The organism is Curtobacterium sp. BNK-1 (assembly GCF_048685235.1).
Lineage (GTDB): Bacteria > Pseudomonadota > Gammaproteobacteria > Enterobacterales > Enterobacteriaceae > Pantoea > Pantoea agglomerans.
In genome coordinates this window covers 75,857-96,597 of the sequence record NZ_JBLQTJ010000002.1, presented here as the reverse complement: position 1 = coordinate 96,597, position 20,741 = coordinate 75,857, and the positions used below count along the sequence as shown (strand labels likewise).

General features: G+C 54.3%; 21 protein-coding genes. 6 read left to right on the top strand and 15 right to left on the bottom strand.

Annotated features, from left to right (window positions below; genetic code table 11):
* Positions 1-232: 232 nt before the first annotated feature.
* The 3 genes from ACMGGP_RS19490 to ssuD all read right to left on the bottom strand — a co-directional run bounded on the left by ACMGGP_RS19490 (position 233) and on the right by ssuD (position 4,315).
* Positions 233-1,642 (bottom strand): LLM class flavin-dependent oxidoreductase, encoded by a 1,410-nt coding sequence (locus ACMGGP_RS19490; RefSeq protein ID WP_498798745.1) that lies wholly within the window; start codon positions 1,640-1,642, stop codon positions 233-235.
* 68 nt (positions 1,643-1,710) lie between these two features.
* Positions 1,711-3,123 (bottom strand): FAD/NAD(P)-binding protein, encoded by a 1,413-nt coding sequence (locus ACMGGP_RS19485; protein WP_498798744.1) that lies wholly within the window; start codon positions 3,121-3,123, stop codon positions 1,711-1,713.
* 19 nt (positions 3,124-3,142) lie between these two features.
* Complete coding sequence (gene ssuD, locus ACMGGP_RS19480; protein ID WP_498798743.1) at positions 3,143-4,315, bottom strand: FMNH2-dependent alkanesulfonate monooxygenase; 1,173 nt, start codon at positions 4,313-4,315, stop codon at positions 3,143-3,145.
* Between the two features lie 274 nt (positions 4,316-4,589).
* On the opposite strand from ssuD, the gene ACMGGP_RS19475 reads away from it, so the two are divergent.
* Both ACMGGP_RS19475 and ACMGGP_RS19470 read left to right on the top strand, forming a co-directional pair.
* The gene (locus tag ACMGGP_RS19475; protein WP_022624277.1) at positions 4,590-6,479 is read left to right on the top strand and encodes a sigma-54-dependent Fis family transcriptional regulator; all 1,890 of its coding nucleotides are present in this window, start codon (positions 4,590-4,592) and stop codon (positions 6,477-6,479) included.
* A 95-nt stretch (positions 6,480-6,574) separates the two neighbouring features.
* Positions 6,575-7,525 carry a sulfonate ABC transporter substrate-binding protein gene (locus ACMGGP_RS19470; RefSeq protein WP_010257101.1) on the top strand — a complete coding sequence of 317 codons (951 nt, stop codon included), beginning with the start codon at positions 6,575-6,577 and terminating at the stop codon, positions 7,523-7,525.
* 314 nt (positions 7,526-7,839) lie between these two features.
* On the opposite strand, the gene yahO is transcribed toward ACMGGP_RS19470, so the two are convergent.
* From yahO to ACMGGP_RS19455, 3 genes are all read right to left on the bottom strand, one after another.
* Positions 7,840-8,109 carry a DUF1471 family periplasmic protein YahO gene (gene yahO / locus ACMGGP_RS19465; protein WP_010257103.1) on the bottom strand — a complete coding sequence of 90 codons (270 nt, stop codon included), beginning with the start codon at positions 8,107-8,109 and terminating at the stop codon, positions 7,840-7,842.
* 275 nt (positions 8,110-8,384) lie between these two features.
* Positions 8,385-9,521 (bottom strand): HlyD family secretion protein, encoded by a 1,137-nt coding sequence (locus tag ACMGGP_RS19460; RefSeq protein ID WP_033786324.1) that lies wholly within the window; start codon positions 9,519-9,521, stop codon positions 8,385-8,387.
* A gap of 1 nt (position 9,522) precedes the next feature.
* Positions 9,523-9,849 (bottom strand): DUF3302 domain-containing protein, encoded by a 327-nt coding sequence (locus tag ACMGGP_RS19455; RefSeq protein ID WP_010257107.1) that lies wholly within the window; start codon positions 9,847-9,849, stop codon positions 9,523-9,525.
* Between the two features lie 594 nt (positions 9,850-10,443).
* Here ACMGGP_RS19455 and pqiB point away from each other — a divergent pair.
* From pqiB to ACMGGP_RS19440, 3 genes are all read left to right on the top strand, one after another.
* Complete coding sequence (gene pqiB / locus ACMGGP_RS19450) at positions 10,444-12,096, top strand: intermembrane transport protein PqiB (protein WP_163641613.1); 1,653 nt, start codon at positions 10,444-10,446, stop codon at positions 12,094-12,096.
* Positions 12,097-12,237: 141 nt separating this feature from the next.
* Positions 12,238-12,489 carry a type II toxin-antitoxin system Phd/YefM family antitoxin gene (locus ACMGGP_RS19445; RefSeq protein WP_039387444.1) on the top strand — a complete coding sequence of 84 codons (252 nt, stop codon included), beginning with the start codon at positions 12,238-12,240 and terminating at the stop codon, positions 12,487-12,489.
* A complete protein-coding gene (locus tag ACMGGP_RS19440) occupies positions 12,486-12,773 on the top strand; it encodes a type II toxin-antitoxin system RelE family toxin (RefSeq protein WP_010257115.1) in 288 nt (95 codons plus the stop codon). Before ACMGGP_RS19445 ends, ACMGGP_RS19440 begins: the two co-directional genes overlap by 4 nt.
* Before the next feature lie 269 nt (positions 12,774-13,042).
* On the opposite strand, the gene ACMGGP_RS19435 is transcribed toward ACMGGP_RS19440, so the two are convergent.
* The 3 genes from ACMGGP_RS19435 to ACMGGP_RS19425 form a co-directional block, all read right to left on the bottom strand.
* Complete coding sequence (locus ACMGGP_RS19435) at positions 13,043-13,333, bottom strand: helix-turn-helix domain-containing protein (protein WP_022624282.1); 291 nt, start codon at positions 13,331-13,333, stop codon at positions 13,043-13,045.
* Positions 13,330-13,665, bottom strand: a complete 336-nt coding sequence (locus ACMGGP_RS19430; protein WP_022624283.1) for a type II toxin-antitoxin system RelE/ParE family toxin — start codon at positions 13,663-13,665, stop codon at positions 13,330-13,332. The genes ACMGGP_RS19435 and ACMGGP_RS19430 overlap by 4 nt, the downstream gene beginning before the upstream one ends.
* A 116-nt stretch (positions 13,666-13,781) precedes the next feature.
* Positions 13,782-13,961, bottom strand: coding sequence for a hypothetical protein (locus ACMGGP_RS19425; protein ID WP_498798742.1), 180 nt, complete (start codon positions 13,959-13,961; stop codon positions 13,782-13,784).
* A 273-nt stretch (positions 13,962-14,234) separates the two neighbouring features.
* Here ACMGGP_RS19425 and ACMGGP_RS19420 point away from each other — a divergent pair, with 273 nt between their 5' ends.
* On the top strand, positions 14,235-14,426 hold the full coding sequence (locus ACMGGP_RS19420) for an HAD family hydrolase (protein ID WP_346532288.1): 192 nt from the start codon (positions 14,235-14,237) through the stop codon (positions 14,424-14,426).
* A 104-nt stretch (positions 14,427-14,530) separates the two neighbouring features.
* Here the strand turns inward: ACMGGP_RS19420 and arnF are convergent, their stop codons facing one another.
* The 6 genes from arnF to arnC are packed head-to-tail and all read right to left on the bottom strand — an operon-like array spanning position 14,531 to position 20,741.
* Entirely contained in the window at positions 14,531-14,896 is a 366-nt protein-coding gene (gene arnF, locus ACMGGP_RS19415; RefSeq protein WP_010257128.1) for a 4-amino-4-deoxy-L-arabinose-phosphoundecaprenol flippase subunit ArnF, read from the bottom strand.
* The gene (arnE, locus tag ACMGGP_RS19410; protein WP_346532290.1) at positions 14,893-15,213 is read right to left on the bottom strand and encodes a 4-amino-4-deoxy-L-arabinose-phosphoundecaprenol flippase subunit ArnE; all 321 of its coding nucleotides are present in this window, start codon (positions 15,211-15,213) and stop codon (positions 14,893-14,895) included. The genes arnF and arnE overlap by 4 nt, the downstream gene beginning before the upstream one ends.
* Positions 15,213-16,880, bottom strand: a complete 1,668-nt coding sequence (gene arnT, locus ACMGGP_RS19405) for a lipid IV(A) 4-amino-4-deoxy-L-arabinosyltransferase (RefSeq protein WP_122889884.1) — start codon at positions 16,878-16,880, stop codon at positions 15,213-15,215. Before arnT ends, arnE begins: the two co-directional genes overlap by 1 nt.
* Positions 16,880-17,782, bottom strand: a complete 903-nt coding sequence (gene arnD / locus ACMGGP_RS19400; RefSeq protein ID WP_346532294.1) for a 4-deoxy-4-formamido-L-arabinose-phosphoundecaprenol deformylase — start codon at positions 17,780-17,782, stop codon at positions 16,880-16,882. The genes arnT and arnD overlap by 1 nt, the downstream gene beginning before the upstream one ends.
* Positions 17,782-19,761, bottom strand: coding sequence for a bifunctional UDP-4-amino-4-deoxy-L-arabinose formyltransferase/UDP-glucuronic acid oxidase ArnA (arnA, locus tag ACMGGP_RS19395; RefSeq protein ID WP_132499717.1), 1,980 nt, complete (start codon positions 19,759-19,761; stop codon positions 17,782-17,784). The genes arnD and arnA overlap by 1 nt, the downstream gene beginning before the upstream one ends.
* Positions 19,758-20,741, bottom strand: a complete 984-nt coding sequence (gene arnC, locus ACMGGP_RS19390; RefSeq protein WP_033759991.1) for an undecaprenyl-phosphate 4-deoxy-4-formamido-L-arabinose transferase — start codon at positions 20,739-20,741, stop codon at positions 19,758-19,760. The genes arnA and arnC overlap by 4 nt, the downstream gene beginning before the upstream one ends.

The window sequence follows — 20,741 nt, the reverse complement described above, 5'->3', positions numbered from 1 at the left end:
ACCAGACCCCGCATGAAATATAAAATTCATCCGGTAGCATTCAGCGAAATGTTGTTTTTATACTGCTGAAACGGGTGAGGTTTCAGCAGCACATGGCAGACCGGTTCAGCAACGGTTAACAGCAATGACCGGTCCGGTAATGCCTGTCCATCTACCGGCGACAAGACGTACTCTTGTTTCTTTGCACTTTGCTATGCGCCGGTTATTCATGCCGGGCAGCCAGCCGTCTCTGTTATGAAACTTCCACCCTTGCTGCTCGCTGTTCCACATCCGCACCCCGGCGATAACCGGCACCCGGATGCGGCAACGCCAGCCGCGGCCCCTGGCCAAATAACTTTTCACGCAGCGTACCGGGCTGATACTGCTGCTTGTAGACGCCACGCTTTTGCAGTTCCGGCACCAGCAGTTCCACCACGTCAGTAAAGGTTTCGTGCGTTACGGCGTAGGCGAGGTTAAAACCATCGACGTCTGTCTCTTCGACCCAGCTTTGCAGCTCATCGGCCACCGTTTCAGCGCTGCCCACCAGCAGCGGACCAAATCCGCCAATGCCCACCCAGTCTGCCAGGCCCTGTACCGTCCATTGGCGGTTGGGATCGGCAGTGGAGAATGTCTCAACCGCCGATTGAATCGCATTGGTGTGCAGATGTTTCAGTACCTGATCCGGCTGATACTGCCCGAAATCAATGCCGGTCCAGCCTGAGATCAGCGCCAGCGCGCCTTCGTAACTGACATAGCGTTTGTACTCCTGCCATTTGGCCTGCGCCGCCAGGTCGGTTTCACCCACAATGACTGTCTGCAGGTTGAAGATCAGTATGGAGCGGGGATCGCGTCCCGCTTCAGCGGCTCTCCGGCGAATATCCGTCACGGTTTTCTTCAGCAGAACTTTCGAAGGTGCCGCCACGAACACGCATTCGGCATGCTCCGCCGCAAACGCTTTACCGCGGCTGGAGGCGCCCGCCTGATATAGTACCGGCGTGCGCTGCGGCGAAGGTTCACACAGATGGATGCCGGGCACCTGGAAGAATTTACCCTGATGATTTATCGGATGGATTTTATTCGGGTCGCTGAAAATATGACGTTTACGATCGCGCAGGACCGCGCCATCTTCCCAGCTTCCCTCCAGCAGCTTATAGATAACCTGCAGATATTCATCGGCATAGTCGTAGCGCGCATCGTGGTCGGTCTGAGCCTGATGTCCGATATTACGCGCACCGCTTTCCAGATAGGAGGTTACAATATTCCAGCCAATGCGGCCTTTGGTCAGATGATCCAGCGTCGAGATCCGCCGCGCAAACGGGTAGGGGTGTTCAAACGACAGTGAGGCGGTCAGGCCAAAGCCCAGATGTTCCGTCACCAGCGCCATCGGCGTGATTAACGCCAGCGGATCGTTTACCGGCACCTGCGTGGCGTGCCGAATCGCGGCCTGGTTATTGCCATTGAGCACGTCGTAGACCCCAAGCACATCAGCAATAAACAGTCCATCAAACCTGCCGCGCTCCAGCAGGCGTGCTAAGTCGGTCCAGTACTCCAGATCTTTGTACTGCCAGGAACGATCCCGGGGATGCGCCCATAAGCCGGGCGATTGATGACCGACACAGTTCATATCGAAAGCATTCAGGCGAATTTCACGTTGCGATGACATAGCGACTCCTGGGCGGATGCGGCAATCGCTTGCCGCCCACCTTTTAGTGATTGTTCCGGAAGGGTGATTCAGTAGATGAGTGAGCCGGGACATCGCTCGCTGAGGGGCAGCGGCGTAGTGGAGAGTAGCTGCCGTGCTACGGACTCAGCATGTTCTGCAACCTGCGGTAATCCCATGAGTTCGCCAAAGCGACCACGCGCGGCAGGCCCGGCTACATAGAGATGAGGATTGGCATCACCCTGCGCATTCAGCGTCTGTGACAGCGCGTTAACCTGGATGCCCAGCGCCAGCGGGTCGGGCTGAATCACGCCGTCGCCGTGGAGCTGGCGCAGCAGCGCGTTACTTTTAAGCAGTGCGTTGTGCGCTGGCCCGGTGGTGACAATCACTTTTTCCACCACCCGGATTTCTGATTGCGCTCCACGCCGGCGCAGCGTCAGCTGAAGATTGTTTCCCACCGCTTCCGCGCCCATCAGACGCGCCGCCAGCAGTGACAACTGACCGCTCGCCTGCTGCTGGTTGAGTATCTGGCTTACCTGCGGGGCAATCCGGTAGCGGTGAACATCCCACCAGGGGCGTAGATGGTGCAGAAAACGCTGCTGCTCATGCAGTGAAAGGCTCTGCCAGATACGCTGGCCGTTACGGCGGATATCATCCAGCACCAGCTGCCAGGGGAGATTTAACGCGGCTGCCTGTTTTACCTCCTGACGCACCCGATGTAACCAGCCACGTGCGCTGGCGGGCTGCGGCTGACTGTAATCCAGGGTGTAGCTCTCATCGCTGCCGCTCAGGTTGGCTCGCGGCAGCTGTCCACGGCGTGAGAAGGCGGTAATCTCTCCGCGATGCTGCTGGCGATGCAGCGATGCCACCACATCGGACATGGTCAGACCTGAACCGATAATCGCTACCCGCTCGTCAGGTGCGACCTGTGCCAGCGCGCCATCCTGCCAGGGATTGGCAATCAACCCGGGATGCCCCTGTAAGGGCTTCAGCAGCGCAGGCAGGTCCGGCGGTGGATGGCTGATTGCCAGCACCACCTGATCGGCCCGGATCTTCTGCCCTGAGGCTGTGGTCACTACGCCATCCTGCAGCGCAACTGCGCTGTCACGCAGATGGCTGAGTTTTACCGGCGAATGCTGCTGCTGATGCACAAACTGCGCCTTGACCCAGCGACCAAACTCCCCGCGTTGCGGGTAGACATTGCCGTCACGCCACAACGCGTCCGGGTCGGCCTGAAAGGCGGGCGATGCGCGATAGTCGCGGTCAAATATGCCCTCCTCATCCCCAGCAAGCTGCATTCTGGCGGCTGGCACATTGATGCGGTGGGCCGGATCGGTGGTGCCGTATGCCACCCCCTGAGCAAGCTGCGCTCGTGGTTCAATCACCGTCACGTGCAACCCTGCCTGGCCAGCCCGGGCCAGATGGATCGCCAGCGCGGTGCCGGTAAAACCACCGCCGATAATGACTATCTGCTGTTGTGACATAAGCGAACCTTCTCTTCTGTTAACTGGCGCTGGCCTGTTTATCAGGACGACGGTCGCCGCCAATGGTTTCACCAAAAGGACCGGTGTTCACGCTGCGCTGTTTCTTTTCGGCGTTGGCAGCCAGGGGTAACAGCGGCATCACCAGTTCAGCGAAGCGGTGCGCCTCTTCAAGGTGCGGATAGCCGGAGAAAATAAAGTTCTCGATCCCCAGCGCCTGATACTCCCGGATGCGATCGGCTACCTGCTGCGGACTCCCCACCAGCGCAGTACCTGCGCCGCCGCGCACCAGGCCGACGCCTGCCCAGAGATTGGGACCAATGCGCAGGCTGTCTCGCGAGCCCTGATGCAGCGCGCTCATCCGCGCCTGTCCGGCTGAGTCCATGCGGGCAAAGATCTTCTGCGCGGCGGCAATAGTCTCTTCATCCAGATGAGAAATCAGCCTCTCGGCCGCCGCCCAGGCTTCCTCTTCGGTTTCACGGACAATGACATGCAGCCGGATGCCGTAGGAGAGGCTACGGCCACTCTCCTGCGCCCGCTGACGAACCACCGCCAGTTTTTCCGCTACCTGTTCAACCGGCTCGCCCCACGTCAGATAAGTGTCGATCTGATTCGCCGCAACGTCGATAGCGGCATCAGACGAGCCACCAAAATAGAGCGGTGGGCCATTTTCCTGCACCGGCGGAAAGAGGATTTCAGCGCCTTCCACGCGGATGTGCTCACCCGAAAAATCGACCTTCTCGCCTTTAAGCAGGCGGGAGTAGACCTCAAGAAACTCTCTGGTCACCTGATAGCGCTCTTCATGACTCAGAAAGATGCCGTCACCTTTGTTCTCCACCGGATCGCCACCCGTGACCACGTTAATCAGTAAACGTCCGCCAGAAAGCCGATCCAGCGTAGCCGCCATACGCGCCGCCAGGCTTGGCGGTTGCAGGCCAGGACGCACGGCCACTAAATAGCGCAGCTTTTTGGTGATCGGAGCCAGTGCAGAGGCGACCAGCCAGGAATCCTCGCAGCTCTTACCGGTCGGGATTAATACACCGTAGTAGCCCAGATTATCTGCCGCCAGCGCAACCTGCTGTAAATAGGGTAAATCGACTGCTCTGCCGCCTTCGGTGGTACCAAGATAGCGCCCATCGCCATGGGTGGGCAGAAACCAGAAGAGGTTGAGGTTTTCCTGTATCGCATGACTCATTAGCAGATTCCTTTATAACGATATTTGAATTTAATACATAGGCATAAATTCTTTAGTTATATAGCTGTTAGCAGGATGCGTGCCAGTCTGCTACTTAATATTTATCTCATTAATTCAACGATATATTCATAATTTCGCTTGATGCATATTGCTGCATTTGCGACAGGTAAAGTTACAGCCTGCTGCATTGGCAACAATCCGGTCCGGTTAGCCTCTCGTTTCCGCGTTAGCCACGCGGTATGGTCATGGCTTTCCTATTAACCCGGTAAATGAGATGCAGATTACCAGCCCTGAGTTGATTGACCCCGCATCGCGCGCCTTTAAAAGCGTGCTGGATCAGCTTGCGCCTACCGACGCGACGGTGCTGATCATTGGTGAAACCGGCACCGGCAAAGAGGTGATGGCGCGCTATCTGCATCATCACAGCGCCCGCAGCAGACAGCCATTTCTGGCGGTCAACTGTGGTGCCCTCACTGAGAGTCTGGCGGAGTCGGAGCTCTTTGGTCATGAGAAAGGGGCATTTACCGGCGCACAGGATCGGCATCGCGGCTGGTTTGAGGCGGCAGAGGGCGGGACGCTGCTGCTGGATGAAGTCGGTGAACTGAGCGCGTCGCTGCAGGTAAAGCTGCTGCGCGTGCTGCAGGAACGCGAGATTACCCGTGTGGGTTCCTCCCGGGCTGTAAAGGTCAATGTGCGGGTCATTGCGGCCACCAACCGCGACCTGGCGGTGGCGATTCGTGAACGGCGCTTCCGGGAAGACCTTTACTACCGGCTGAATGTGGCCAGCGTCACGCTGCCGCCGCTGCGCCAGCGATGCGAAGATATCCCGGTGCTGGCCACTCACTTCCTGCAGCTCTATGCGCGCCGTCTGGGCCGACCTCAGTTACGTCTCAGTGAAGATGCTGTCGCCACGCTGATGAACTACAGCTGGCCGGGCAACATCCGCGAGCTGGAGAACACCCTGCATAATGCCGTCCTGCTCAGCAAAACCTCGCTGGTCACGCCGCAGCAGCTGCGGCTGAATAATCTGACGGGTAGCGAGCTGCCACCGGGAGAGGAGGCGCTGGATCAGTTTTTACGGCAGCAGATGCAGCAGAGCGAAACACCGCTCTATCCCCGGGTGATTGAGGCGCTGATAAAGAATGCGCTGGAACTCACTCAGGGCAATCAACTGCAGGCCGCCGCGCTGCTTGGCATCAGTCGTCATACGCTGCGCACCCAACTGGGCCATCTGGGAGTGATTAAACCGCGCCGCACTTCACTGCGTCAGCGCGACACTTCTCTGAATCAGCAGCCCGAACGGGAGCGGGAACTACGCATCGGTTATCAGAAATTTGGCAACCTCGGCATCCTGAAAGCGCGCCAGTCACTGGAACAGCAGCTGGCCGATAGAGGCGTCAGCGTGCTGTGGAGTGAGTTTCCTGCGGGTCCGCAGCTTCTGCATGCGCTGAACCAACAGGAGATCGATTTCGGGACGACCGGTGAAGTTCCCCCCTTGTTTGCGCAGGCCAGCAACAGCCCGATGGTTTATGTGGCCTGGGAACCCGCCGCGCCGCAGAGCGTGGCACTGCTGGTACCGAACAGCAGCCCGGTTCAGCAGATTGGCGATCTCAGAGGAAAACGCATCGCCGTAAATCGTGGTTCCAACGTTCACTATCTGCTGCTGCAGATTCTGGATGAAGCGGGTTTAGGGCTGGATGATGTGCGCATCGTCTATGCACCGCCCAAATATCCGCTGACGCCCAGCGATCTCAACGCAGTGGATGCCTGGATGATGTGGGATCCGCTGCTCAGCGATGCAGAGAACAGCGGACAGTTCAGGGTGATCGCTGATGGCACCGGCCGGGTCAATAATCATCAGTTTTACCTTGCCGAACGCGGGTTCGCCGCGCAGTCGGGCGATCTGCTGCAGGTTCTGCTCACCGCGCTGGAGCAGACAGGCCGCTACATCGATGCACACCGTGCTGAAGCCGCTGCGTTGCTCTCCACCGAACTCGGGATATCAGCGCCTTCACTGATGCATGCCTTAGCGCGGCGCAGCCACCAGACCCAGCGCATGAACTTAGCCATCATCCGGGAACAGCAGACCATCGCTGACCGCTTCTATGCACTGGGGCTATTGAGTCGCGCCATTCGGGTACGTGAGTCGGTCTGGCATCCATAGCGTTTTTTTCGCTAAGCATCGAACATTTGATCGCTAAGCGCTTCAACCTGCGTTTGTTATGTTGCGCTGACAACAACCAGACTCAGGAATGAGAGATGAAAAGAGTTTTGCTTAGCGCATTAATTATTGCCGCCCAGGCGGGATTAGCGTTCAACACCCAGGCAGCAGCAGAGAAACCCGAAACAGTTAACATTGGTTTTCAGAAAGCCAATATCTTCGCCCTGCTGAAATATCGCGGCACGCTGGATCAGGAATTTAAGAAACAGGGGATTGCGGTTCACTGGATAGAGTTCCCGGCCGGGCCGCAGATGCTGGAAGGCCTGAACATCGGCAGTATCGATCTGGCCGCAACCGGCGACGCGCCACCTACTTTTGCTCAGGCCGCACAGGCCGATCTGGTTTATCTGGCACATTCTCCCGCCAACCCCAAAACTGAGGCGATTGTGGTGCCCGCCGACTCCCCCATTAAAAGCGTGGCGGATCTCAAAGGCAAGCGCGTGGCGCTGAATAAAGGCTCTGACGTTAACTATCTGCTGGTCACTGCGCTGGAGCAGGCGGGGCTGAGCTATAAAGACATTACACCGGTCTATCTGCCACCCGCGGATGCGCGTGCCGCTTTCCAGCGCGGTGCAGTGGATGCCTGGGTAATCTGGGATCCTTACTACGCAGAAGTTGAAACCAACGCCCACGCGCGGCTGATTAAAAATGCCGAAGGCCTGGTGCCACACTACACCTTCTATCTTGCCAGCCGTAAGTTTGCGGAAACCTGGCCGCAAATCGCCAGCCAGGTGGTGGATGAGCTTGGGTCGCTAAGTACCTGGGCCAATCAACATCAGGAAGAGGCGGCAAAAATCATGTCCACCTCAACCGGTCTGCCGCAGCCGATCTGGCAACGGGCGCTGGCAAGGATGCCGTTCGGGGCTGAGCGGATGACACCTGAAGTCTTCACGCAGCAGCAGGCTCTGGCCGATAAGTTTACCCAGATTGGTCTGTTACCAGTGAAGGTCGATATCCGCAGTGCAACCTGGTCGCTGGATAACAAATAGGGTGAGGCGGGCGACGGCTGATTAGGGGAACCTTTGCCTGACGGCTGATAACGTCATCGCCTGGAGTTAATCAAGTGCAGGCGGATTAGCGTGACGTGTTATCCGCGCATCAGCCTGGGCAGATAAGGTCCTGTCACCGACGTTCAGCTCATCCTCGCTGAAAACGGTTTAAAGTCCTGATGATGCTGTAAGAAAGATGCCCTTTACGTTAGTAAAGGGCATCGATTAACCTGTATTAAGAACATATTTCCTGAGGCTCCGAAAAAAATCATCTATTTCAGTCTGTATTTCAGACAGATAGCTTCGTTATTTCGCTATTTTTTCTTGTATACATCAGCGGTACCTTTAATTTTGTTATTCGTATTGGCTGAGGTCAGCACGAACACATCGCCGCCTTTTTTATCGGCCATTTCTGATAGCTCCGCTTTTGCATCTGAAGGGCTGGTCTCACCTGATGTTGAGATATCGCCTATCTTTTCATACTGATCCTTCACTTTCATAAAATCATTCTTTGACATCATTTCGGCAGCAAATGAGCCAAACGATAAAGAGCAAATAACCACACCAAAAATTAATTTTTTCATATGTGTATCCTCGGAATGTTATAAAAGACGATTAGAATTCGTAACTACATTTAAAACATAGCATATTCAATGCAAACAGCTATTTCAAAAGCTTATTTACGATCCTGTTTTGTGATAACCGATCAGTAATTTAATTAACCACCCATCGTGTTTTCAGGGTAATTTCAAATCAGGGCTTATTACAAAGTCAGGCCGCTCATAACTGTTCTGATTAACTTCTTCTGAAAGGAGGCAAACGGTTAATCGATGGAAAGTTAAGGATATATTTATCATCATCAGTGATCCAGGTAGAGGTAATGCACCCAGCTGGTCATTCTCAGCAAAATTTTACGCATGACCGAAACATGCGTGAAGTGGTCAGAATAGACCGCAACCTGAGCAAATATGCCGTCTGGCAATGCATCAACGTCCTGATTTGGGTTTAATTCAATTATGGCTAATACGCCGTCAGAACCTGAAGCAAGGCTCAGTGATTGCACCGTTCCCTGTGCCTGATAAGCTCCGCCTGGAACCACTGGCAAAACTCTGAGCAGTTTTCCTGAGAATACCTGTCCCGGAAGGGCATTAAAAACGACCTCTGCTTCATCTCCCGCCGTCAGGCGAAGCAGGGAATTTTGTCTGAACTGAGCAATGATCTGACGTTTTTGTACAGGGATGAATATCATGACCGGGCGCAGCGGCAGGGCGGCTGCGTAGCTTCCGGGACGGATTAAGACCTGAGTGACATAACCATCACTGGGTGCGCGAACAACCGTCTGATCCAGGTTATACCGGGCTTCTGCTAATTGCGCGCGCAGACTGGCTATCTGGGATTGTTCTCCTCCTGATACACTGGTCAACTGGCTTCTGAGCTGCTCCTGTTCCGCCAGTGAACCTTTTACCAGGGCATCCTGCGCCAGAAATGCCTGCCTGGCATTATCAATGTCACGTTCGGAGAATGGATTGACTTTCGCCTTACTGCCTTTGAGATAGCGTTGATAGTCCAGAAATAATCTATCCCGCTCAGCAGATACATGGGTTGTGTAGGCAACGGCTTCGCTTAATTGTCCTTTCATCGCTTCAATATTGTTAATAGCGGTGCTCAGGTCGGCTTGTAATCTTTCGACGCGGACCTTATAACGTGTCTGATCCAGGGTGAAGAGCATTTCTCCCTTTTTAATAAGCACTTCTTTTTTATCAGTAACTTCATTTACGACGCCGGTCACTTGTGGGGTAACAGGAATCGCGACAACCGCTTTTTGTGCCAGTGACGTATAGGGATGGTTATAATTCATTAGCAGAATTAGCGCGCTGACCAGAAAAACGCCACCGAGGGCCGCTGTTGGCACTGTCCATTTATTGACGGGTATGCGAAATATTTTAAAAACAGCCCAGGCTATCGCAACGTAGCTTAATATAATGAGCAGATCCATATCATCGCTCCGGTCGCAGCGGTTTCGAATCAGCCTGTAAACGCTCCAGTTCTGCTACGCGCTGCTGCAGTTCCAGTAATGAAGTGTATTGACTCTGCATCCCCCAGCCGCGCTCAGGACGATAAAGCGTGGCCCAGATCCACAGGAAAGGCCATATGACATGCAGTGTAAACAAACTCACCCAACCTGCGACGTGAATGGCATCGGCATGAGGATGATTACGGGACTTTGCGATTAAATAAGGAATATCATGAAGAACGATAATTCCATAAAAAATAATTATGAAAACGAAGATCAGCATACCCAAAGCAAAATAGTTAAGGAACATAGGTGCCTCTGCTAAATTGGAATGCGAAGTAAAAATAGATCGGCTGCAAGAATATTTCAATTCGTAAAAGAGTTAACCTGACACACCTCGTTGACAGACGCAATACCATAAAGTCATGCAGCGCTCAGGGATTTGAGGCACTTCAGTAATGACGTAGTTGGGCAATACTGTTCATTGGTGATGATTTTAGTGGATTTATTTCACTTTAAACGCAGGATTATTCCACTTTATTTTGAGTCGCTTACCTCCATGATGTTGGTAACTGATTGATTTGATTTTATTAAAATAACATGAAACGTTGATCACAGATTTGTATTTCTAAAGCTTTATTTAAAAAAATATCTTTATACTTATTAACCATCCTGTCCCGACGTTGTTGCGAATTATCCGATCCATTATTTACTGGAAAATAATGGATCTCCGTTTGATAGCAGATTTTATGATCCTGACTTATCGAAATTTAACGCTTAATGATGAGATTAACTATCATGGCCTCAGGAAAGACCAGCGAATACATAGTCCTGAGATCGAATCCTTGTTCAACAGAACGCCCTGAAAAGTTCAGGTTACTCTGTTCATACACGAGTCCATACTTTGTCGGATAAGCCTGATAGTGCTCATGTAAACCCCAACAAAAGATGGTCTTCTGTCTGGATCATTCCCTTTGTCACGCTGCTCATCGGTGCCTTTTTATTGTATTACCATAAAAGCCAGCAGGGACCTCTGGTGATTCTGATGACCGAAAACGCACAGGGGATTAAGGCAGGTAAAACCGTAATAAAAAACCGCAACATTGATGTGGGTGTCGTTGAAAGTATCGAGCTTACTGACGATCTTAAGCACGTCGAGATCAAGGTTCGCATGCACACTGGTATGCAAAAACTATTGAACGGCAATAGCGCTTTTTGGGTGGTCAGGCCTGAAATTGGATTCGAAGGAATAACGGGCTTAAGTACCTTGTTCTCAGGCGCCTATATAGCCTTACAGCCAGGTTCTCCGGGGTCAGCGCTGGAACGCTATCGGCTGTCAGATGCGCCTCCCCAGGCCTCACCGAATGCAAAGGGGATCAGAATCACGCTTAATAGTCGTGAAGCGGGGCAACTCATGCCGGGCTACCCGGTTCTGTTTCGCGGCCTGCGTGTCGGGTCAGTCGAGAACAGCCGGTTTGATATGGAAAAAAGGATGATGCGTTATCAGGTTTTTATCGCTTCGCCCTTTGATCAGCTTGTCACCTCAAACGTTCGTTTCTGGAAGAATAGTGGGATTGCTGTGGATTTATCCTCATCCGGGATGCGCGTGGAGATGGGCTCCATCACCACATTATTAAGTGGCGGGGTCAGTTTTGACCTGCCTGAAGGCGTGACCCTGGGCCAGCCGGTTAAGGGCTTAGCAACTTATACTCTTTATGACGATCTGCGAAGCATCGCGAATTCACGTTATACCGAACACCTCGACTTCGTGATGTTCTTTTCCGATTCTGTTCGCGGACTTCAGGCAGGCGCGCCTGTCGAGTTTCGTGGAATACGCCTGGGGACGGTTGCTCAGGTTCCTTTTAACTCGCCAGAGATAACCCAGAATTTTCGCAGCCATTATGAGGTTCCCGTACTGATTCACATTGAACCCCAGAGATTCATGAGCGGTATGAGGGAAGACTTTGACCTGGAGAAAAAGCTACAGCTGGGTAAAAAACAGGGGTTAAGAGGCTCGCTGAAAACAGGCAGTCTGCTTTCCGGTTCGCTGTTTATCGACTTAGACTATTATGCAAATGTTGAGCCCGACAAAGGACCGGATATCGTCGCGGGTTACAAAGTCATCCCCACAACGCCTGGTGGTTTAAACCAGATACAGCAAAAGATTGTGGCTATAGTGGATAAGATGAACAGTCTTCCGCTTCGGCCACTGATTTCAGTTGCGACCGGTACGCTAAAACAAAGTCAGCGCACCATGACAGAAATACAAAAATCGCTCAGGCATATTGATGGATTTATCAGCAGCCCTGCAATGAAAACACTGTCTGAGGATATGCAGCAAAGCCTGCAACAGCTCAGCCGCAGCATAAAAGGTATTCAGCCTGGATCGCCCGTATATCAAAAACTGACGGGGGATATGCAGCGTCTGGACCTTGTGCTCAGAGAATTGCAGCCACTTCTCAAGACTTTAGATAAGAAAAGCAACGCGCTGATTGTTCAGGATGCTATGACTGACGATCCTGTTCCTGTCGGCACGAAAAAGAGAAATGAAAAATAACCCCCATCTTCCGGCATTTCAAATGGCTCATTCAGCCTTTGCAGTTCATCAAACATAGCCATTTGTATCTACCGAAAGAGACTGGTTATCAGGTCTTGAGGCTGCTACTATAAAGACCTGTTAAGCAGTCCTGGAGGCTCTATGCCAAACATTATTTTAAGCGATACCAGCGCCAGCGTAAGCGAACTGAAGAAAAACCCGATGGCCACGGTTAATGCAGGTGACGGTTATCCTGTCGCCATTCTTAACCGCAACCAGCCTGCATTCTATTGCGTCCCGGCTGAGCTTTATGAACAGATGCTTGATGCCCTTGACGATCAGGAACTGGTTAAGCTGGTCAGTGAACGCAGCGGCCAGCGTCTGCTTGATGTCGATTTGGATGCGCTTTTGTGAGTTATACCGTCAAATTCAGGGAAGAGGCTTTTAAAGAGTGGCAGAAGCTGGACAAATCTCTTCAGCAGCAGTTTGCCAAAAAACTGAAGAAATGTTGTGACAATCCCCATATTCCTTCTGCCAGACTACGTGGGATTAAAGACTGCTATAAAATCAAACTCAGAGCGTCCGGGTTTCGCCTGGTTTATCAGGTAATAGACGATCAGCTGGTGATTGCCGTTGTTGCTGTGGGTAAACGCGAGCGCAGCGATGTTTATCATCTTGCCAGTGAGAGGATGCGGTAGGGAGGGAGGGCTGTGTCCGATGAGTATTGACGTAATTCAAGCGATTTTGATAATCAGACACTTTATTTAACATAAATTACATTATGCGCACTTCTGCAGATGGCCAATTTGGTAGTGTCACTTGATAGCAGAAACGGCAAGCTATCAGCGTCAGATGGGAAGGGATGAAGACGGTCAGGTGAAAGGGTATAGCCGGTGCATCAGCACCGGGTTTATCCTGCCCCGAAGGGGCTACCGTCCTGGCAGTTCGCGCGATGCAAAAAGGCAGCTCAAGCTTCCTCTGGTTCGCTTATCTCAATACTGGTTATGTGCAGTCCGGCATGTGACATCATGCTGACCAGCTTATCAATTGAAAAGCAGTTGATCCGACCTCCTGCCAGCTCGGACACTCTGGGCTGTGAAACGCCCAGCGCAGCAGCAGCAGTGGCCTGATTCAGGCCATTACGTTTAATCCAGCTATTCAGGCGGCCTACTAACTCGGCGCGGAGTTTCATATTTTCCGCCTGCTCTGGCGTTTCGCTAAGAGCGTCCCACACATTATCAAAAGTCTGAATATTCATTTTTTACGCTCCTCAACCAATCGGCGATAACGATTTCGGGCAAGTTCTACGTCACTCTGGCTGGTTTTTTGTGTCTTTTTCTGGAAACAGTGCAGCACATACACGGCTTCTTCAAATTTGGCGACATACATGATCCGGAAAATGCCGTCATTACCCCGGATTCGGATTTCACGTGCTCCCTGACCTACCGTAGCAAAATGCTTCCAGTCGTCCGGCTCCAGTCCCTGCTGGATCAGGTCAAGCTGATACCCTGATGCGGTCCGGGCCTCTTCCGGGAAAGCCCGTAGATCCTCAAGACTGCTGTCAATAAAACTGATTTTCTTACGCATCATCACCTCATTATACGAAATTTCGTATATTGTGCAATTTCTGCATTACTCATGCACCCCATACAAACCCGTAACCACTGCTTCCCTACCATGTAGTTTCCTGCTGTTTTGTCCATGGCCTACATTGCCCTGATAAAATCCAGCATCGCCTTGCTCCGGCGCTGGCTTTTGAGACGTTCTTCAAAATCGTTGAGATAGTAAGCCGGTGTATAGCGCACCCGGTTAAACTCCAGCGTCAGCGTATTACCGGTGACAACCTCGGCTGCAATGCCCAGCAGGGAAAGTTGTATAAACGCCATATCCACCGTGACAGGATCAATATCAAATCAACTGACGGACATCTGAACTGATGGATTAAATCCGACTTCAATCAGGCAATCTGCATAAGGTAGCATCGGTTATGTGGGTGTAATTAAGCAGGCGGAAGTAACGCACACCGATACGGGCATAAATGTCCGTTATCCCGCCGCAGTACATTTCTGCAAACATGAACGTTTCACAGTCCCCGTTCTCATTGCATGCCTGTTTCAGCGGATAGAGTCTCCCCAGCGCATCAGTAAGCGATGAAAGAGATGGGCAAGCCCGTCTCAGAGTGCATGATGGTGGCTGCGCATGGCTGGGATGTGGGAGGAGCAAAACGTGCAGGCATGAAAACTGCATTTGTTACCCGCAAAGGGCAGGCACTGTATCCGCTGGCACCTGCACCCGATCTGATCGTCAGCGATATTGGCGAGCTGACTGGAAAGATAAAACCGCTTTGCTGACCCGCCGTTTACCGCAAATACTTTAATGCCGCGAGAGTTACTCGCTGCCCGAAAAGGCTAAGAAAAAGCATAGTTGATGCGCAAACGCTAACGTCATTCTTAAATCAGGGCTTAACCACGATACACAGCAGGCCGATGACAATAATCACTACGCCCGCCAGGCTGTGCCAGCTGAACGCCTCATGGAATACTGGCAGACAGACAGCCACCAGCCACACCAGCACATAACTGAGGCTGAGCAGCGGATAGACCCGGTTCAGCGGAAAATAGCGCAGCGCCCGAATCCAGCAGAGCATGGAGACACCATAAGCGCCCAGCCCGGCCAGCAGCAGCAAGGCGGGCAGCAGGGCAACAGCAGGCAGCGACGTTATGCTGCTGACATCGGGCAGACGCGGCATCGCCCAGCGCATCATCAGCTGTGCCGCTGAGACCAGCAGCACGCTGCATGCGACCCATCCATACCCTTTCATAGCTGGCTCGCCATCAGCGCCACACCCGTCACCACCAGTAGCGTGCCGAAGATCTGGCGCAGCGTCAGGCGCTCGCGCCAGAGGATGCGTCCTGCCAGCGCAACGAAAATGAAGTTAAGGCTCAGCATCGGATAGGCCTGGCTGACAGGCACCCGCTGCAGGACCAGCAGCCAGAGAAGCATCGCGACACCCAGCAACAGCACGCTCATCCCAATCCAGCTTAAGCGGACCCGGCGCGATGCCGCGTGAGTCGCCTGTTTCTGGCACAGTTGCGCGCTGCAACTGAGCAGACTGACTAGTACAATCAGCAGCAGCATCACTTCATCTGACTGTAATAGAGGCAGACCAGCCTGCCCTGGCGATAGACGGCGTCCGGCACCGGAACATCCTCGCCGATATCACTGTGTACTGAATCAACCAGCAACAGCAGTGATACGCTTCCCGTACGGCGATGATCGGCAAGCCAGCCGCCGAAGTCCGCCTGAGAGACAAAGCGGGATTGCGCATCCGGGTAGCTCAGCCCATATTCCAGCTCGCCTTTGGTGTCATAGAAGCCGATATCGCTACGTTGCAGATGCCAGGCTGCGGCAGATGCCACGCCGGGATTGTCCGCCAGGATAAAGTGACTTGAGGCCAGACGCTGGCTGATCGTCGAGACAAAACGCTGCGGCTGTTTAGCGTCGCGGATTTTATCCGGGATTGCCGTACCAATAAACAGGGCGACGCCCAGCGGGCAAAGCGCGGCCGCCAGCCAGCGGCGCTGTGCAGAGCGGCAGCTATATGCGCCCACCAGCCCCCAGATGAGAAATGCCAGTGCCCCCAGCGCAAGCTTCAGCATCTCGTGCGTGGCGAACAGCGGATGATGCGTCACACTCCAGGGAGCGAGCACCAGCACGACCGTTGCCAGGGTAATAATGCCGAAAATCAGGTTGAGCCAGCCATTGACTGTTAATGCGCGCCCTGCCCGCTGTGCGGCGTTCAGGCCATAGTGCGCCATCAGCAGCGACAGCGGCACAAAACAGGGAAGAATGTAGGTTGGCAGCTTGCCTTTTGCCAGGCTGAAAAACAGCAGCGGCATCACCGTCCAGCTCAGCAGATAGAGCGCACCGGGATGCTGCTGACGCTCGCGCCAGCCGGTCATCAATGCGCCCGGTAACAGCGCCAGCCACGGCAGCGTTCCCAGCAGCAGAACCGGCAGGTAATACCAGAAAGGCGCTTTGTGCTGGGCATTGTCCTCGGCAAAGCGTTGGATATGCTCAACCCAGAAGAAGTAGTGCCAGAAATCCGGTGCCTGATGATAGATCGCCAGCGCCCAGGGCGCGCTGATCGCCGCGGCTGAGAGCAGCGCCAGCGGACCGAAGCAGAGCAGTTCGCGCAGTCGCTGCCGCCAGATCGCCCAAGGCAGAATCGCCAGCACAGGCACTGCCAGCGCCAGAAAGCCTTTGGTCATAAACCCCATGCCGCAGGCGAGACCCAGCAGCAGATAGCCGCCCGCCCGCCCGTCGCGTCCGCTGGCCTCCGTCGCCAGCCAGAAGCTGCACATCGCGGCCGCCAGCCAGAGCATCAGCATCGGATCGAGCACCGCATAGGTGCCAACGCCATAGACCAGCAGCGAACTAAGGAAAATAATCGTGCCGACGGCAGCCGTGCGTACCGAACCAAACAGCCGCCTGCCGAGCCAGTAGATCAGCACGGCGGTCATCGCCGTGGAGAATATCGATCCCGCCCGCACGCCAAAGTTGTTGTGGCCAAACAGCCACTGACCCAGCGAGTTGACCCAGTAACCCGCAATCGGTTTTTCAAAATAGCGCAGACCGAAGAAGTGTGGCGTCACCCAGTTACCGGTTGCCAGCATCTCCCGGCTGATCTCCGCATAACGGGTCTCATCCGGCTGCCAGAGATCGCGGAACATCGGCGGAAGCAGGTAATAGAGAATAAAAAAGCTGAAAAAAAGTAGCCACTTCGTGTTGTTACGTATCCGCACTAGTTCGCCTCTTCAGTCAGTTTCTGGCAGCCCAGCCACCCTTCCCGTCCGGGGATTTCGCCTCTGACTACTTTGCCCACCGGCAAGGTGCTCAGATCGTCGGGCAGCAGCTCGCTCAACGGGCAGAACTGAATGCCATTACGGGCCGCAGCAGCCAGCAGCTGGTCAAAGTCCGGGTAGCCAATAATCCCTTCGACTTCGGCATGCACGGTGTAGACCGCCCCATCGTCAGAAGAGAGCATTTTCGCCAGAATGTAGTCGTTATAGCCTTCTGCGCTGACCTCGCGGTCAACCACTTCATCCCATGTGGGCAACGTCACCGGAATCTGTACAGTACCAATCTGTCCATCCGGCAACATGGGCCGGAACGGGCCGCTGCCGCGACAGTCGCTGTTGTAGTGAAAGCCAAAGTCCTGTTTGGCGGCGATCACCCGGCCATCGGCTCGCCAGCCCGCGACGGCCGAACAGCTGACAGGATGACCGAGTATCTCACTCAGCGTTTCAGTCCCACGTGCTATCTGCTCAACCAGCTTATCCTGCGGCCAGACGCCGGCCCAGGTCTGCCAGGCAAAGTGGTCCCAGGCGTGCAGACCGACTTCGTGCTGACGAGTGGCGTCCTGCATGATGTGCCGCAATCTCCGTCCCATCTGCTTTCCCGGCCAGGCCGTTCCGGCGAGCAGGATGTCCCAGCCATAGAGCGACGCGGCACGGGAGCGCAGCATCTTCATAAGAAACGCCGGTTTCACCAGCCGCCAGAGATGGCGGCCCATGTTGTCTGGTCCCACGCTGAAGAAAAAGCTGCCCCGCACCGCATGACGCCGGAACAGCTCAAGCAGCGCCGGCACGCCCTGCTTCGTGCCGCGCCAGGTATCTACGTCAATCCGCAGACCGATCTTCTTCATCACTTATCAGCCTGTGGCTCAACGGTGCGCAGGAAGAAGTCGAGCGTGTTGTCGATAGTGACATCCATCGTCACGGTCGGTGTCCAGCCGAGCAGGCGACGCGCATTGCGGATAGCCGGTTTACGGTGTTCCACATCCTGATAGCCTTTGCCGTAGTAGCTGCTGCTTTCTACTTCGCGGAAACCGGCAAACGGCGGGAACTGACTGCGCAGCGGATGACGTTCAAAGCTGGCCAGCAGCTGCTCGGCCAGCTCTTTGATACTGGCTTCGTTGTCCGGATTACCGATATTGATGATCTGACCATCACAATTCAGCTGTTTGTTTTCGATAATGCGGAATAGCGCCTCAACGCCATCCTGAATATCGGTAAAGCAGCGCTTCTGTTTACCGCCGTCGATCAGCTTAATGGGCGAACCTTCTACCAGGTTAAGAATGAGCTGAGTGATCGCGCGGGAACTGCCGATGCGCGCTGCATTAAGGTTATCCAGACGCGGTCCCATCCAGTTGAACGGACGGAACAGGGTAAAACGCAGCCCCTCTTTTTCGCCGTACGCCCAGATAACGCGGTCCAGCAGCTGTTTGGATACCGAGTAGATCCAGCGCTGTTTATTGATCGGCCCGACGACCAGATTAGAGCAATCCTCATCGAAGCTGGCATCGGTACACATGCCGTAAACTTCTGAAGTGGATGGGAAAATGATGCGCTTCTGATACTTCACACAGTCGCGAATGATTTTCAGGTTCTCTTCGAAATCGAGCTCAAACACGCGCAGTGGATTGCGGGTGTACTCAATTGGCGTGGCGATGGCTACCAGCGGCAGGATGACGTCGCATTTTTTGATGTGATACTCAATCCATTCGGAATGGATAGCGATATCCCCTTCGACGAAATGGAAGCGCGGATGATCCAGGAAGCGGCTGATCGCGTCTGAACTGATATCCAGGCCATAGACCTCGAAATGCTCATCCTGTAACAAACGCTCAGTGAGATGATTACCGATAAAGCCGTTAACGCCAAGGATCAGCACGCGGGTACGACGTTGCAGCGCTGACTGCGGTTTTGAATAGAGCAGTGCGCCAGGGACGATGCCCAGACTCTGCGCCAGCTGGCTGCCATTCATGTAAACGCCATGCTCGGACTGGCCGGTCTGGATTTCCAGCGCGCCTTCGCCACAGGCGATCAGGAATGGCTGCTTAGAGAGTACCGTCCCTGGCTTTGCCTGATGCTGCTGCGGATGAACCCGGCTCTTCCAGACGATAAATTTAACCGAACCGGCAAAGGCGAATGCGCCAGGCCAGGGATCGGTAACCGCTCTGACCAGATTGTGAATCGTCTGAGCAGGCTGATTCCAGTCAATGCGGCCATCCTCAGCCGTGCGGCGGTCAACCCGGGTCGCCTGACGCTCATCCTGTGGCCATTCACTCACCTCACCCTCGCGCAGACGAGGTAAAACGTCGCCGAGCAACTGCTCTGCAGCCTGGGTCAGTTTACGATGCAGCGTCAGCGCGTTGTCCTGATCCTCAATAGCGACCTTCTGCTGCGCCAGAATATTACCGGCATCCGCGCGCTTCACCATGCGATGTAGCGTAACGCCCGTTTCAGTTTCGCCGTTGACCAGCGCCCAGTTCAGCGGTGCCCGGCCGCGATATTTTGGCAGCAGCGAGCCGTGCAGGTTAAAAGCACCCTTTTGAGCGCATTGCAGGATCTCATCACTCAGCAGATGGCGATAGTAGAAAGAGAAGATCATCTCTGGTGCCATGGTGCGGATGCGGTCAAGCCAGATCGGGTGATTCGCCTCGTCAGGTGCATAGACCGGAATGCCATGCTCTGCCGCCAGACGGGCTACTGAGCCGAAAAAGTGGTTTTCGGTCGCCACATCGTTGTGAGTAAAAATGGCGGTGATCTCATAGCCTGCACTCAGCAGCGCATTGATGCCGACACAGCCCATGTCGTGATAGGCGAAAACAACGGTCTTCATGATTGAATATCCTGTACTGAAGGCTCTTCTGGAGCGTGAACAATGCGTTGAACGAAATAGCGCGGACGCGCCCGAACGTCGTTGTAAATGCGCCCGATGTACTCCCCGAGCAGTCCCATACCCACAAACTGGGCGCCGATAAACATGAACAGCACGGCGAACAACACGAAGACGCCGTCACCCGCCCAGGCCGCACCAAAAAAGAGTCGCAACACGATCAATATCAAAGAGAAGGCGAAGCCGGAGAGCGCAATCAGGCTGCCGACCACGCTGAGCAATCGCAGCGGCGTGGTGGTCAGACAGGTCACCAGGTCATACATGAGGTTAATCAGGCGCATAAAGCTGTATTTCGAATCGCCAAAAGCGCGCTCGGCATGGATCACCGGCAGCTCAATGGTGTGTCGGGCAAAGGTGTTGGCCAGGATCGGAATAAAAGTGCTGCGTTCGTGACAGTTGAGCATCGCCTCGACGATGTGGCGACGATAGGCGCGCAGCATGCAGCCGTAATCGCCCATCGCCTTACCGGTGACCCGCTGAATCAGCCGGTTGAGCGTGCGCGAGGCCTTCCGACGGAACCAGCTGTCCTGGCGCTGCTGACGGACGGTACCCACCACGTCATAACCCTGACGTGCGGCGTCTACCAGCCGCGGGATCTCTTCCGGCGGGTTCTGCAGATCGGCATCCAGCGTAATAATCAGATCGCCACGAACCTGGCTGAATCCGGCCATGATGGCGGAATGCTGACCGTAGTTGCGGTTGAGCAGCACGCCGGTTATCCGGCTGCCGGGAACGGTGGCGGCCTGTTCAATCAGTTCGGCAGAACGATCGCTGCTGCCGTCATCCACCAGCAGAATTTCATACTCAATCTTAATTGAGTCACAGGCGGCGCAGGTGCGCTGAAGCAGCTCCGGCAGACTCTCCTGCTCGTTATAGACCGGGATGACCACGGAGAGCATGTTGATCGGTTTGATATCGCGCAT

What these genes read in the sequence shown, in the direction of transcription:
- arnD (WP_346532294.1), bottom strand. Translation starts at nt 17,782, where the DNA reads ATGAAGAAGATCGGTCTGCGGATTGACGTAGATACCTGGCGCGGCACG.
- ACMGGP_RS19445 (WP_039387444.1), top strand. Translation starts at nt 12,238, where the DNA reads ATGCCAAACATTATTTTAAGCGATACCAGCGCCAGCGTAAGCGAACTG.
- ACMGGP_RS19430 (WP_022624283.1), bottom strand. Translation starts at nt 13,665, where the DNA reads ATGATGCGTAAGAAAATCAGTTTTATTGACAGCAGTCTTGAGGATCTA.
- ACMGGP_RS19435 (WP_022624282.1), bottom strand. Translation starts at nt 13,333, where the DNA reads ATGAATATTCAGACTTTTGATAATGTGTGGGACGCTCTTAGCGAAACG.
- ACMGGP_RS19475 (WP_022624277.1), top strand. Translation starts at nt 4,590, where the DNA reads ATGCAGATTACCAGCCCTGAGTTGATTGACCCCGCATCGCGCGCCTTT.
- ACMGGP_RS19455 (WP_010257107.1), bottom strand. Translation starts at nt 9,849, where the DNA reads ATGTTCCTTAACTATTTTGCTTTGGGTATGCTGATCTTCGTTTTCATA.
- ACMGGP_RS19425 (WP_498798742.1), bottom strand. Translation starts at nt 13,961, where the DNA reads ATGGCGTTTATACAACTTTCCCTGCTGGGCATTGCAGCCGAGGTTGTC.
- ACMGGP_RS19420 (WP_346532288.1), top strand. Translation starts at nt 14,235, where the DNA reads ATGGGCAAGCCCGTCTCAGAGTGCATGATGGTGGCTGCGCATGGCTGG.
- ACMGGP_RS19470 (WP_010257101.1), top strand. Translation starts at nt 6,575, where the DNA reads ATGAAAAGAGTTTTGCTTAGCGCATTAATTATTGCCGCCCAGGCGGGA.
- arnA (WP_132499717.1), bottom strand. Translation starts at nt 19,761, where the DNA reads ATGAAGACCGTTGTTTTCGCCTATCACGACATGGGCTGTGTCGGCATC.
- ACMGGP_RS19485 (WP_498798744.1), bottom strand. Translation starts at nt 3,123, where the DNA reads ATGTCACAACAGCAGATAGTCATTATCGGCGGTGGTTTTACCGGCACC.
- yahO (WP_010257103.1), bottom strand. Translation starts at nt 8,109, where the DNA reads ATGAAAAAATTAATTTTTGGTGTGGTTATTTGCTCTTTATCGTTTGGC.
- ACMGGP_RS19490 (WP_498798745.1), bottom strand. Translation starts at nt 1,642, where the DNA reads ATGTCATCGCAACGTGAAATTCGCCTGAATGCTTTCGATATGAACTGT.
- ACMGGP_RS19460 (WP_033786324.1), bottom strand. Translation starts at nt 9,521, where the DNA reads ATGGATCTGCTCATTATATTAAGCTACGTTGCGATAGCCTGGGCTGTT.
- arnF (WP_010257128.1), bottom strand. Translation starts at nt 14,896, where the DNA reads ATGAAAGGGTATGGATGGGTCGCATGCAGCGTGCTGCTGGTCTCAGCG.
- arnC (WP_033759991.1), bottom strand. Translation starts at nt 20,741, where the DNA reads ATGCGCGATATCAAACCGATCAACATGCTCTCCGTGGTCATCCCGGTC.
- arnE (WP_346532290.1), bottom strand. Translation starts at nt 15,213, where the DNA reads ATGCTGCTGCTGATTGTACTAGTCAGTCTGCTCAGTTGCAGCGCGCAA.
- ssuD (WP_498798743.1), bottom strand. Translation starts at nt 4,315, where the DNA reads ATGAGTCATGCGATACAGGAAAACCTCAACCTCTTCTGGTTTCTGCCC.